We start from the raw sequence: 13,652 nt of genomic DNA, 5'->3' as shown, positions 1-13,652 counted from the left end.
ATTGAATGTATCTTAATATTAATTGAAAAAGCGTATTCTGTCACTATGTAAACCATTATAAAAAACATGTATGTTTTTTAATAATTTGTTATTCTAAAAAAACAAAATGTTTTTTTGCAATTAAAATCTAAATATGTTCTTGACATTTCATATATTTAAAAAACTGTTATTAACAAACAAAAAGAGTAATTAAAATAAGCTTTATCAACTTGAGTTAAAAACTTCAAATCAATAAAGCTCTATGTAAAATACTTTTATTTTTCGCGCATAGCTATTTACTCATCTTGTATAGATTCTTCTCGACGATTTTGTAGTTTCCTTCCAATCCTTTCTATTATACTAATGATTGGAATTTGAGTGGTAATATCATATATTCCTACCTTAACATATGGCACATAATATGGGATATTATAGTCAGACATTTTCGCTATAGTGCAATTTTCAGTGTTAGTAATACTAACAATACAGCAATCATCTTTTTTAAATCTATTTATATGACCTATAATATCTTTTGATTCTCCAGACACAGAACATACTATGACAACTGAGTTTTCATAAAACTTACCTGTAGTCGGGTAATACGGATCATCAATACATAAACTAAATTGTCCAACACTTGATAGATATCTTGCTCCATATCTTGCTACAATTCCTGACATGCTACTTCCTATAAAAATTGTTCTCTTTGCTTTTAATATAGCTTTTACAATTTCCTCTATCTTTTCATCATATTCTTCAGTATTTGTTTTCTTAAAAAAATCAATTATCTCTGTATTATCTTCACTTACTTTTTTAATTTCTTTTTCTTCTATAAATAATTTAAATTTTAGTTTAAACTCTGAATAACCACTACAACCTACTTTTTTGCAGAAATTTAATATGGTTGTAGTTGATACATGAGATTCAACTGCTAATTCCCTTATTTTCATATACCGGACCTTATCTTTATTATCCATAATATAGTTATAAACAGAAATTTCTAAATCATTAAGACTTTTGATTTGACTATAACTGAACATATAATACTTCCTTCCATTGGACTATTGCCTACATTATATCAACTGATAACGTTTTTTTCAATCGATGTCTGTAGTAAGTTTGAGTCAATTAAAAGTTGGAAATAATTTTTATCTTAAGTTTTCCTCCAGTAAATTTTTCAGCTTCATTAAAAATTTCTAAGGTATTTTCAGCATAATCACCTAATAAGTCTTTACTTTTTTGAAAGTCAATCCATTCAATTGTAACTGGCAATTGAATATCAGCAGTTAGACAATCCCATAGTGCATCTAGGTTTTCTCCGTAATGATCAGGAAGCTTTAATTCCTGTTTTAAAATTTGGTGTAACATATTTTTATCAGTAAGCTTACTGCCTTGTATTACTACTTTATTCAAGCTATTCACATCCTTAAAAAACTACTTTCCTTTATATAATAATTTGAATGTTTTATAATGATCTGAGGTAGAGTAAATTAATCCATCATTTGAATAAAGAATCCTATCATCTCCGCGATGTCCTCCATTATAGTTAATATCACATTCATACCAAATTCTATTAGGCGCATCCGGTAGAGATTTTTCAGCATTCTTAAAAATATCTCCTCCTATGCTTTTACCAGGCGCTACTTTGCTAAGATCGTCTCCTGGCTTCCATCCAAGTTTATTAGCCTGCTCTTTTGTTATAAAATTTTCAGGTAAAGTTCCATTTTTATGTATATAATCTGCAACACCTTGAAAATCATTAATTATTTTTTTATTCTTTGAATCTCCATTTTGGCTGGAATCTATCTTTTTATCTTCTGACTTTGTAGTGTCCACATATTTATCCTGCTGCTTATTCTCAGCAGTTTTATTTGTTGCTGCACATCCAAATAAACCTATGAACATAAGTAAAAGTATAAAAAGAGCAAAAATTTTCTGCATAAATATTTTTTTCATTTTCATAACCATTCCTTTCACGCTTCTCTAAATGCACAAAATACAATGAAATTTTATTCATTCTTAGCTTTTAGCGAATTTATTTTATATTCCTTATTCGCAGGGATAACAGCTAGCTATAAATCATGTTGAGACGAGTGGATTACACCTATTTAGAGGAATGAGCACTTTATCAAACCCATTTGTATCAGCCGTAAAAGTGAGTAATTCTGAAAATTCTTTTTCCATATGTATCTCCATCCCATAAATTCTTTTGTATAATTCTACTCTTTTTATTATATCTAATACTTCTTGTTTTTTCTATAATTTTACACATGAATAATAAAATTTACTATTCATCTATATATTATGTAAATCATAGCATTTATCTATAAATTCTCCAAAAGTATAATCTTCTACAAAATAAAAAAGCTAGGGATATTATCCAAAGCTTTTTCTTATTTTATAGCTAACTAACTTTTTATCATAGATATTAAATAATTGTATTGATACTATTCACTCTTGAGTGCATCTATAATATTCTCCCTTTTTACTCTTGAGCTAGAATAAAGCATTGCTACACCCACAATTATAAATACAGAAACTACGGCTGATAAAATGCTTACCCATGGAAGAATAAAATGAAAATTAAATTTTCCCATGATTATTCTATGAATTAAATACATTATTCCAATGCTTACTGGAAGTCCATATGCAAGTGATTTAATGCCATAGAATATACTTTCATAGTTTATCATTTTATTGAAGCTTTTTGGTGTCATTCCAACAGATTTTAACATGGCAAACTCTCTCTTCCTAAGAGCAACACTAGTGGATATTGTGTTAAGTATATTTGCAACGCAGATAGCTATAATTAGTGCAACAAATCCATATCCAAAAACTGACATAAGTACAATGATCTGATTTTCTCTTTGTCTATTCATAAATACATTTTGAATAGACATTCTATTGTCCCCTCCAGCATTTATAATAGTTTCAATATCTGTCTGAAGCGTTACAGGATCATTACTCTTTATAAATAAGTTTGTTTCTATGCTTTCAACTATATTCCCACGAACACCTATTATTTTATCAAATACTTCTCTAGATACTATAATGTTAAACCCTGGATTTGCCTCTTGAGAAAAAACTCCTGTAGGTAATTTATCTGTAGCAGCTGCTATTTCTACTGATGTTAGCGGCTCATCTTTTTCTGTTTCAAAGTTATGATAAAGTAAATCTAGCTTTTCTCCCTTATTTACTTTTACGGCCTTTGTTTGAATATATTTTTTAGTCTGCATATCTTTATATTTAACTGTGTCAATAACTATTGCAGAAATCTTATTTGTATCTTTTAATAAGTTAAAATCTACTCCAACTTCTTTTGCATATATTTTAAGAGCTTCGTTATCTAATGCATTTACATTAATACTATAAGGATATGCTCCATTTTTCATTATACTTTTGTCGTCACCTTTCAAGTAGTCTGCCATGGAGTTTTCATTAATCCATACCCTTGCATCAAAAGTATTTACTTGGTTAAGCTCTTTTATATTATCAAGAGCGCTTATTTTTTTAACTGTATTGTTTTTTTCCTCTACATTTTTACCTGTGATTAATACATTTATATCAAAATTTATTCCATCTTGACTTAAAATAACAGACTTCTTTAAATCCGAAGCAAAAGAGTTTACACTTAAAAACAATACCATACTGATAGTCAAAGAAAATACTGTTGCCTTATATCTACCTTTATTTCTTTTTAAATTCTTAAGTCCTATATTTCCCTCAATACCAAACACTTTTTCTGTAAACCTTGAAGTTTTTATCTCTTTACCTGTTAATTTTATATCCGAGGTTTGGCGAATAGCATCGATAGCAGATATACTTGAAGCTCTTTTTGCAGGAATATATGTTGATATTAGTATAGTAAGAGCAGAAACTACAATTGCAGCAATAACAATTAACGGCGATACAACTACCCTAAAGTTTTCAGTAATTCCCAAAACTCCCCTAATCATAGAGTTTACACATAGGAACGTAAGGCCCATACCTAAAAATCCGCAAATAATTCCAATCGGAATACCTATTACCCCTATGACTGCTCCTTCAAAAAACACTGAATCTCTCTTTTGTCTTTTAGTAGCTCCTACACTTGATAGCATTCCTAAATACCTTGAACGTTCTGATACAGAAATAGCAAAAGCATTATATATGAGCGAAATAGATCCAACCATTATTATTATAATCATTATAGCTGATAGACCAAGAATCATATTGTGCATTGAATCATCCTTAACAACCCCATGATATCTAAGTAAGCTATTATTAAACTCTACTGTTTTTATTTTATTTTGTACTGCCATATCTTTTGCATGATCAAATAGTCCTCTGTTAATACTTTTTAATATTACAAACGCATTTTCTTTTTCCTGCGAAGTAACATTATTTTCATCTACATAACCAAGTACTGTAAAACCTGGAGCCCATGTGGGCTCAAACTTAGGACGCTTTATTATACCTACAATTTTATAAGTTTTTGTATTTTCCTTTGTTAAAGTTTCTCCAAGAGTATCTTTATTCTTTTGAAAATAATCGTTCTGCGTCAAAACTCTATTGTCGGAATATCTCTTTCCAATATCAGCAGTTAGAGTATCTCCTATTTTGTAGTTAACTTTAGCATTGTTTATAATGTCCTCTGAAATTACAACTTCATTTGTAGCTTCTGGGAACCTACCCTTACTTAATTCAACTGGAAACTTCCTAAAACCTTCTTTGTTGTACTCCTGTATAAATAAGTAAGGTTTACTAACATTTTCACTTCCATTTAACAATGCATATCCTAAATCCCTACTCAAAATAACATTCTTCGTATTTTTATCACTTTTTATTGATTGGAGCTGAACGTTATCAATATCTTTATAGACAACATGCCACTCCCCTTCATTAGCTATACTTTGTCTTTGCATTACATCCATAAAAGAAACTACGAGAGTAGCCACACCAGTTACCATTGCCGCTGAGATAATTACACCTATTATAGTTACAATTGTTCTCTTTTTATTTAATTTTAAATGCCTTAAAGTCAATTTATTTATTATATTCACGAGCGAACCACCTCATCCTTTTTAATTTCACCATCTTCTATTGCTATGATTCTGTCAGCTTGTAATGCAATACGCTCATCATGAGTAATTATTATAAGGGTTTGCTTAAAAGTCTTGTTAAACATTTTTAATAAATCAACTATTTCACTACTATTCTTACTATCTAGATTTCCAGTTGGCTCATCAGCAAGCATTATAGCCGGATTACTTATAAGAGCTCTTCCTATAGACACTCTTTGTTGTTGTCCACCAGAAAGTTGGTTAGGCAAATGATTGAGCCTTTTCTCTAAGTTAAGTATTTTTATTATCTCATCAAACTGCTTCTTATCTACTTTGTGTCCATCAAGCAGTAGTGGGAGAGTAATATTCTCTTCTACATTGAGTACTGGAATAAGATTATAAAATTGATATATAAGTCCGATTTGTCTTCGCCTAAAGATAGCCAGCTGTGTTTCATCTAAATTATAAATATCAGTGTTATCTACTAAAACCTTGCCACTAGTCGGTCTATCTACTCCTCCAAGCATATGAAGTAAAGTTGATTTTCCAGAACCTGATGGTCCAATAATTGCGACAAATTCTCCTTTTTCTACTGAAAAGGATACATCATTAAGTGCCTTCACCTCAGTATCCCCACTGCCATATACCTTAGATAAGTGTTCTATTCTTAGTATTTCCATCTTAAAACCTCCAAGTTTTTTATCATGGTTTTAGTATATATAGTTCAGATGACTTTACAGTGACTTTATTATTACAATTTAGTCACTTATGAATTTTTAAGCTTTAAATTTTGTTTGATATAAATATCTATCTTTTATACAGTTACCTTATAAAATTTTATAATAAAACATGTCCCCTCATTTTTCCTGCTGCTTACATTTATATCTCCATTTTGACTTGTAACAATGGTTTTAGCCATAGCAAGACCTATTCCCACGCTATCTTCACCTGCATTTTTTCCCTTATAAAATCGCTTGAAAATATATGGTAAATCTTCTTTTTCTATTCCTCTTCCGTTATCTAAAATCTTTATTTCTGTAAACAAAGGATTTTCATCAAAGAAGATAGATATTCTTCCATCTTCTCCAGTATGCTCTATGCAATTTTTTATTATGTTGATTAAAGCCTCTGTAGTCCAGTATAAATCTCCAATAAAGCTTACATTACTACCGCCTTCTATCACTAGTGTTTGATTCTTAATTTCTATAGGAATCAGAAGAGGCTCAGTTGATTTTCTAATTAGTTCTGATACAGCTACTCTATCCTTTTTAAAGCTCACCGTTCCAGCATCTATTTTAGATAGCTTTAGTAAAGAAGTTAACAGCCACTGCATACGATCAAGCTGCATTTCAATATTATTAGTAAATTCAATTCTTTTTTCCGCCTCTAGGTCATTATTGCTTAATAAGTCTGACATAACCCTCATAGATGTAAGCGGTGTCTTCAGCTGATGGGATATATCCGATATGGCATCAGCAAGCTGCATTTTCTCTTTTTTAAGAAGTTCCCCTTGCTTTGAAAGCATAAGAGTTACCTTATAAATCTCATTTTTAAGAATGCTTAGTTCTCCCTCTTCATTATCTCTAATATCCAGTGAATACTCTCCATTGCAAATACGCCTCAAATAACCAGAGAGTTTCTCAAGCTCTCCATATTCTCTTTTAATAAACCAAAAACTACTAACAAACAAGATAACAAAGGCTATAAAAGAAATTATTCCTGCTAGAACATTCAAGAAAAAAATACAGGCTGCTGCTATTGTAGATACTATAAAAGCAATAATAAAGTATACTCTAACCTCTCTATTTCTTATCATTTTAATCACCAACCTTATATCCCAAACCCCTGACTGTCTTTATAATTGTAGGCTTTTGTGGATCATCTTCCAACTTTTCTCTTATCCTTTTTATGTAAACCGTTAGCGTATTATCATTTACGAAATCTCCTGCTACATCCCATATTCCCTCTAAGATTTGATTCCTTGATAAAACCTGCCCCGGATTATTTGCAAAGATTAGCAATAGACGATACTCAAGCGCTGTTAAGGTAATTTCTGCATCATTTTTATATACCTTTGCATCAAGAGTATTAATACGAATATTATTTAATTCTAATATTGCTTTTGAACTGCTGTCCTTACCATATCTGCGTATTACAGACCTTATGCGAGAAATAAGTTCTCTGATACGAAAAGGCTTTGTTATATAATCATCTGCACCAATATCAAGTCCCATTACTACATTAACTTCATCATCGCAAGCAGTTAGAAATATGACAGGTGTATCATCTTTTCCTCTAACTATCTTACATAGTTCATATCCACTTCCATCAGGCAGGGATAAGTCAAATAAGCATAGATTAAATTTATTATCTTCTATAACACCCTTAGCTGAGGAAATATCATAACAAACCATTGTATCAAACCCCTCCTGCTTCAAGGAATATTCTAGTCCAGATGCAATAATTTTATCGTCTTCAACTAGTAAAATCTTCAAGTTATATCACCTCTCTTATAGATTTAACACTATTATAACAGCCTATACGATTTTTAAGTGACTAAATTGTAATAAAACAAAAATTGCAATTATTCTAGTCTCCTAAAAAGTAACTAAAACAACTGCAATTTAATAATTTTAATTTCTTTATATAGTAGTATCTTTTTTCCATCATTGCAAAATAAAAAAGATATTAAATTTCTTATTTTTTACAGTTCCACCATCTAAAGTTAAAGCCTCAATATATTTATTCATATGAAATTACCCCCATTCTCTTGAAAACTATATAAAAATCTTTATAGAACTTTCATATAGTTTTAATTCATGTGCGGTTATGATTTTTTCTTTTGCATTATTACAAATACTACCAAAAACACCATCACCATCATGAAGTTGCAGTATTGCTTTACCATCTTAAGTATCTCATAGAGGATATCACTAATTATTATGACTCTCCTATTTGTTGAATAACTTTACTTATCCTGTTTAAATTTTGAGTAATATTTTCTAATAGAATAATAAATGGAGACTACAAGTATGGTTAAAAAGATAAAAGGCACAATTAAGTTAATCCTATTTATAAACAGTACAAATAACATACGAAATCTAAATTATATCTTTTAGATTTTTATAGATTTTTCTAATCTCCAAATTTATAACCAACACCCCAGACAGTTTTTATATACTTAGGGTTCCTATTATCCTCTTCTATTTTATCTCTCAAATTTCTAATATGAACCATAACCGTGTTATCTACTTCGAATTCTTCTTTATCCCATATTATTCCAAAATTTTTTTCTGTAGAAAATATTATTCCTTAATGCGGTAATGGAATCTTTTTATCGAACAATAAAAAGAAAGCTTGTTCAAGATAACATTACGAGTCACCTAGATAAGCTCAAAAAGAAATCTTTAAATACATTGAAATTTATTATAATACTAAAAGAATGCATTCTTCATTGGGATATATCTCTCTATCTCAATTTGAAGAATTAAATTCATAAGGCTTACGTAACTTTGTGTCTACAAAACCTTGACAATTATAAAAAAATCTCTAAAATCCACAAGTGAAAAAAATTCAAAAAGTAAACTCTTTATTTATTCTGATTATATGTATCTTATAAGGAATTATCCTCATAAATAAAAAACCACGACCATCTGTAAGTAGCTATTTAAGCCACATACAAATGGTCGTGGTTTTTATGGTGGAGGCGATGCGTAGCCTTTGAAATCCACTACTATTCAATTATAATATTTCTTTTTTAGGAAATTTCTAAACTTATTGTTGCACAATTTTATAATAAGTGTTAGCTGTAACTCTGTAAAAGATCCCAGACAATGCTGCAAAAATAACAATAGTTACAGTAATGCAAATGAAAAATATATTAAGGTCAAATAAACCAAATACAGTTAGTACTATAATTAAAAATTTCAAAGCAAAAGCAATATGAATTATTGATACTACTAATGGTAAAAAGAACATTATAAGCATCTGTTTATTAATAGTACCCTTTATATCTTCATTACTCATCCCTGCCTTTTGCATCACTTTAAATCTATCCCTATCATCATAACCTTCAGAAATTTGTTTGTAGTAAATTATTAATGCGGTTCCTATGGTAAGTAATATTCCTAGAAAGCTTCCTATAAATATAAATCCTCCATTCTTTATATTAGCCTCTTCTCTTTCAAAAAAAATACTTCCAAAATCAAATTCTTTTGTACTACTAGAAGTATTTTTTAATGTATTACAAAATCTGCTAATGTCTTCTTTGTTACCATCAATATTGAATGAATTATAATAATCAAGATTTTCTAAACTGTTTCCCTTTGTATCTTTATATATATTCTTTATTATATCTTTATCCTTAACAATGACAAAGTACCCTTCAAGATCATTGGTAATTTTATTCGCTGTATTTAATTTATCAATTTTTTCTTTCACTTTAAACTCATTATCATTGATAATTATAGAGTCATAATTATATTCTTTGCCTACTGAGAAAATAAGTACTTCATTATCCTCAAGAGATATATTTCTATTTTCGATTTTATTATAATCATCTAGGAGATATAAGCCAATAACTTTAGGATCATTAGTAGAAGTAAATAAAACATTACTAGCAGAAGTAAATGAATTATTACTTCTTAATACTGCCATTCCCTTACCACTCTCTTCTATATTATTTTTTAGACTTATATTATTCTCTTTTGCTTCTTCTTGTAAAATATTTTTCACCTTATCTTTTTCCTCTGATGTTGCATTTTTAATAGAAATATGTGCATCAAATGGATTAGCAAGTCTTAAGCTTTTTTCCTGCCCAACATACAAAGAAACTGTTGTTGATATTGTTAGTATTACAGCTGTTGTAAGAATACATATACTAGCAAGTCCTACTGCATTTTGTTTCATCCGGTATATCATTCCAGATATCGATACAAAATTCTTTGTTTTATAGAATAACTTTTTGTTTTTCTTTAACAGTTTCAAGAAAACAATGCTTCCACCTATAATTGTACTATATGTTCCCAAAATAACCAAAATCACAGCTGCAAAAACATAATAAATCTTCGATAAAGATTCTATACTAAAATTAAAATTAAGAGCAATACCATAACCAAAAGCTAATTCAATAATACCTGAAATAGTTAATATCCAAGAGGTTTTTGATTCTTTCCTGCTCCCTTTTAATAAATCAATTGTTCTAGTATTTTTTATCTGCACTATATTTGCAACTAAAATAACTAGAAAAATCAAAGCAAATAATTCTATTGTGTTTATTACTGCACTTAATGATATTGAAAATGAAGATGAAAGATGAATATCAACTCTTAATAAATTTAACAATATTAAAAATATTAATTTTCCTATTATAATTCCACCTAAAATACCTAAAATTAAACTTGCAGTAGCTATAATTAATGTTTCAATAGAAAGAACTATAGAAATATGCCTTTTTTCCATTCCAACCACATTGTAGATTCCTATTTCTTTTTTTCTTCTCTTTATTAAAAAGCTATTGGTGTAAAATAGAAATATTACAGAAAATATGCCTATTAAGTTAACGCCAGCACTTATTAGAAACTTTAATAATCCTGAAGTACTAATACCCTCTAATTTCTCATATATCTCTTTGTTTAAGTTTATGCAATCCATAATGTAAAACATCATAACTGTACATATGCACGCTGTTATATATGGGCGATAAATTCTCCAATTTTCCTTTAAATTAGTCTTAGCTAGTTTAAAATAGAACGGATTATTCAACTTCAACACCTCCTGCAGTTAAAAGAGTTAACGTATCTGAAATCCTTTCATACATTTTATTATTATTCATAGCTCCACGATAAACTTGATTAAAAATCTTTCCATCCTTTATAAAAAGCACACGACTTGCGTGACTTGCAGCAGCAATACTATGTGTTACCATAATAATAGTTTGTCCAGATTTATTTATCTTTGAAAATAAATCTAAAATCTCCGTAGAAGACTTTGAATCTAATGAGCCAGTTGGCTCGTCTGCAAGGATTAACTTTGGATTTGTTATAACAGCTCTTGCTATTGCTGCCCTTTGCTTTTGCCCTCCTGAAACCTCATAAGGATATTCTTCTAATATATCCTTAATTCCTATCTTCGCTGCAATAGGCTCCAGCCTGCTCTCCATTTCCTTATAGTCTTTTCCTGATAGTACTAAAGGCAAAAATATATTATCCTTTATAGAAAAGGTATCAAGTAAATTAAATTCTTGAAATACATAACCAAGCTGACTTCTTCTAAATGCTGCTATTTCTCTTTCATTTATACTTATAATATTTTTACCTTCCATAAAAACTTCTCCACTTGTAGGCTTATCAAGGAGAGCCAATATATTTAGCAGAGTAGTCTTTCCCGAACCTGACTCCCCCATTATGGCAATATATTCACCTGCTTCTACAGAAAATGAGATATCAGCTAATGCTTGAACCTTAATTCCTCCAAATCTCGTAGTATAAAGCTTCTTCAAACTTTTGACTTCAATTAATGCCATATTAATTCCTCCATTTCCTAGTTTTAAACCAGTTATTTTAATTAATTTCCTCATTCATTAATTAACGTAAGCTTTACTTACAAATTAAGTATAATAAAAAAAGAAATGCATTGCCTTAACATTAGCTTACATTTCTTCCTTTAACATTACATCTATGTAAGGTTATTCGCCCGAAATTTCTTTTGCAGAAAAATCAATGGCTACCTTAGTCCCCTTTCCTATTTCCGAGGTAATAGATATCTTATGAGAAAGCCTTATGATAATCTCCTTACATAAATATAATCCTATTCCTGTTGACTTCTTATCCATTCTGCCATTATATCCTGTAAATCCTCTTTCAAAAACTCTTGGAATATCTTCCTCTGCTATACCTATACCTGTATCTTTAATTATTAAGGTTTTTTCTAAATTCTCATCCATATAAATCGAAATACTGCCTTTTCTTGTGTATTTCAAAGCATTAGATAAAATCTGCTCTAAAACAAAAGTAATCCATTTTTCATCAGTTATTACCTTGCAGTCAATTTCATTTAACTTTAATGTAATCTTATTATAAATGAAAACTGTTGCAAACTTTTTGATTGTCTGACGCACAACATCCTTAAGCGAATACTCTTCTAATTTTAAATCTGAAGACAAATTTTCTAATCTTATATAATGCATAACCATCTCTACATACTGCTCTATTTTAAATAACTCTTGATTCATAAGTTGTTTTTCCTGAGAACTTTCCATTGACTGTACAAGCATAGAAAAAGCAGCAATTGGAGTTTTTATTTGATGTATCCACATAGTATAATACTGCACCATTTCACTATATTTATAGTCAGCATTAAAAAGTAATGTTGTCTTATCTATATGTATAGATTTAATAATCTCCTGATAATCTTTTTCTATTAATTTCTCAGCATTCGGAAGATTGTCCAATTTAAATTTAATCTTATTTAATACATCTTTTAGAAAAATATGCTTATTGTAATAATTTTTAAAATCATATATACAAAACAAAAAACCTAATGTAATCACTAGTAAAGCTGCATATAAAGCAGGTTCTAACGGTATATTATATAGAAAATATACAATAAAAAATATCATTATAAAAACAAAAAACTTAACGGCTATATTGATTTTTTCTTTGCAATAACATATTGCTATATTCCAAGTAGATTCTTTTATCATATCAATCACCTATAAGATATCCTATGCCTTTTTTTGTCTTGATAAACCCCTTAATACCTATGTCCTCCAACTTTTTTCTTAGCCTTGTAACATTTACTGTTAATGTATTATCATCTATGAAACTATCACTATCCCATAACTGTTTCATTATTTCATCTCTAGAAACTGTTTTATTTTTATTTTTCAAAAGAACCTCTAATATCTTAAATTCATTTTTACTAAGTTCCACTTTGTGATTGTTATATGTAAGAGTCATATTTCCCAAATTAAGGACAATTCCATTGCTTTCTAAAATATTCATTTCTCCTTGAAACGAATAAGTTCTTCTAAGCAACGCTTGTACCTTTGCCACCATCACATTTAAATCAAAAGGCTTGGCAATAAAGTCATCAGCTCCCATATTAATAGCCATAATTAAATTCATATTATCACTGGCTGAAGAGGCAAAAATTATTGGAACCTTTGATATTTTCCTAATTTCAGTGCACCAATAAAATCCATTATAAAAAGGCAAAGTAATATCTAAAATCAGTAGTTGTGGATTATATCTTTTAAATTCATCCATAACATTATTAAAATCAGAAATTTTTTCTGCCTCATACCCCCATTTGCGCAAATAATTCTTTAATATGTCCGCTATGGTAGTATCATCTTCTACAATTAATATTTTATACATATAATTGCTCCTTTACCCTCATTCCCCATTATCAATTTAATATATACCTACAAATCAATAAAAGTATTTTACTTTTTTCTTGTTTATATTATATACCCTTTTATTAATATGAACATAATGCTTAAAAGATTTATTATGAATATTATTTTTTCTATGGTCAAGGCAAAACCTAGTGCTATAAATTCACTGCTTATTTCATATATTCTTTTATTTTATTTATAATGATCCATTTTTTTATTTTCTTCATCAGCTG

Annotated in this window: 11 protein-coding genes and 2 pseudogenes; 1 reads left to right on the top strand and 12 read right to left on the bottom strand. The window is 29.1% G+C overall.

Annotated elements, in window-relative coordinates:
• Nucleotides 1–275: 275 nt before the first annotated feature.
• From T483_RS0126035 to T483_RS31335, 8 genes and pseudogenes are all read right to left on the bottom strand, one after another.
• Entirely contained in the window at nucleotides 276–1,019 is a 744-nt protein-coding gene (locus T483_RS0126035) for a MurR/RpiR family transcriptional regulator (protein WP_023975752.1), read from the bottom strand.
• Between the two features lie 88 nt (nucleotides 1,020–1,107).
• Complete coding sequence (locus T483_RS0126030) at nucleotides 1,108–1,392, bottom strand: barstar family protein (protein ID WP_026889472.1); 285 nt, start codon at nucleotides 1,390–1,392, stop codon at nucleotides 1,108–1,110.
• Nucleotides 1,393–1,413: 21 nt separating this feature from the next.
• Nucleotides 1,414–1,935, bottom strand: a complete 522-nt coding sequence (locus T483_RS0126025; protein ID WP_026889471.1) for a ribonuclease domain-containing protein — start codon at nucleotides 1,933–1,935, stop codon at nucleotides 1,414–1,416.
• Nucleotides 1,936–2,426: 491 nt separating this feature from the next.
• Nucleotides 2,427–5,021: an ABC transporter permease gene (locus T483_RS0126015; protein WP_026889470.1), complete on the bottom strand. Its 2,595-nt coding sequence runs from the start codon at nucleotides 5,019–5,021 to the stop codon at nucleotides 2,427–2,429.
• Nucleotides 5,018–5,701 carry an ABC transporter ATP-binding protein gene (locus T483_RS0126010; RefSeq protein WP_026889469.1) on the bottom strand — a complete coding sequence of 228 codons (684 nt, stop codon included), beginning with the start codon at nucleotides 5,699–5,701 and terminating at the stop codon, nucleotides 5,018–5,020. Before T483_RS0126010 ends, T483_RS0126015 begins: the two co-directional genes overlap by 4 nt.
• Before the next feature lie 134 nt (nucleotides 5,702–5,835).
• The gene (locus T483_RS0126005; protein WP_026889468.1) at nucleotides 5,836–6,837 is read right to left on the bottom strand and encodes a sensor histidine kinase; all 1,002 of its coding nucleotides are present in this window, start codon (nucleotides 6,835–6,837) and stop codon (nucleotides 5,836–5,838) included.
• Between the two features lies 1 nt (nucleotide 6,838).
• The gene (locus tag T483_RS0126000) at nucleotides 6,839–7,516 is read right to left on the bottom strand and encodes a response regulator transcription factor (RefSeq protein WP_026889467.1); all 678 of its coding nucleotides are present in this window, start codon (nucleotides 7,514–7,516) and stop codon (nucleotides 6,839–6,841) included.
• Nucleotides 7,517–8,156: 640 nt separating this feature from the next.
• Nucleotides 8,157–8,330: pseudogene (locus T483_RS31335) on the bottom strand (winged helix-turn-helix domain-containing protein); the annotation flags it as partial.
• Nucleotides 8,331–8,335: 5 nt separating this feature from the next.
• On the opposite strand from T483_RS31335, the pseudogene T483_RS32325 reads away from it, so the two are divergent.
• Nucleotides 8,336–8,520, top strand: a pseudogene (locus T483_RS32325) (IS3 family transposase); the annotation flags it as partial.
• 275 nt (nucleotides 8,521–8,795) lie between these two features.
• On the opposite strand, the gene T483_RS0125990 reads toward T483_RS32325, so the two are convergent.
• The 4 genes from T483_RS0125990 to T483_RS0125975 form a co-directional block, all read right to left on the bottom strand.
• Nucleotides 8,796–10,784, bottom strand: coding sequence for an ABC transporter permease (locus T483_RS0125990; protein ID WP_026889466.1), 1,989 nt, complete (start codon nucleotides 10,782–10,784; stop codon nucleotides 8,796–8,798).
• A complete protein-coding gene (locus T483_RS0125985) occupies nucleotides 10,777–11,544 on the bottom strand; it encodes an ABC transporter ATP-binding protein (RefSeq protein WP_026889465.1) in 768 nt (255 codons plus the stop codon). Before T483_RS0125985 ends, T483_RS0125990 begins: the two co-directional genes overlap by 8 nt.
• A 162-nt stretch (nucleotides 11,545–11,706) precedes the next feature.
• A complete protein-coding gene (locus T483_RS0125980; RefSeq protein WP_026889464.1) occupies nucleotides 11,707–12,723 on the bottom strand; it encodes a sensor histidine kinase in 1,017 nt (338 codons plus the stop codon).
• Nucleotide 12,724: 1 nt separating this feature from the next.
• Nucleotides 12,725–13,399 (bottom strand): response regulator transcription factor, encoded by a 675-nt coding sequence (locus T483_RS0125975; protein ID WP_026889463.1) that lies wholly within the window; start codon nucleotides 13,397–13,399, stop codon nucleotides 12,725–12,727.
• Nucleotides 13,400–13,652: the final 253 nt, after the last annotated feature.

Source organism: Clostridium beijerinckii HUN142, from assembly GCF_000621745.1.
GTDB lineage: Bacteria > Bacillota > Clostridia > Clostridiales > Clostridiaceae > Clostridium > Clostridium beijerinckii_A.
The sequence above is the reverse complement of the archived record's forward strand: the minus strand, read 5'-3'. Positions and strand labels throughout refer to the sequence as shown.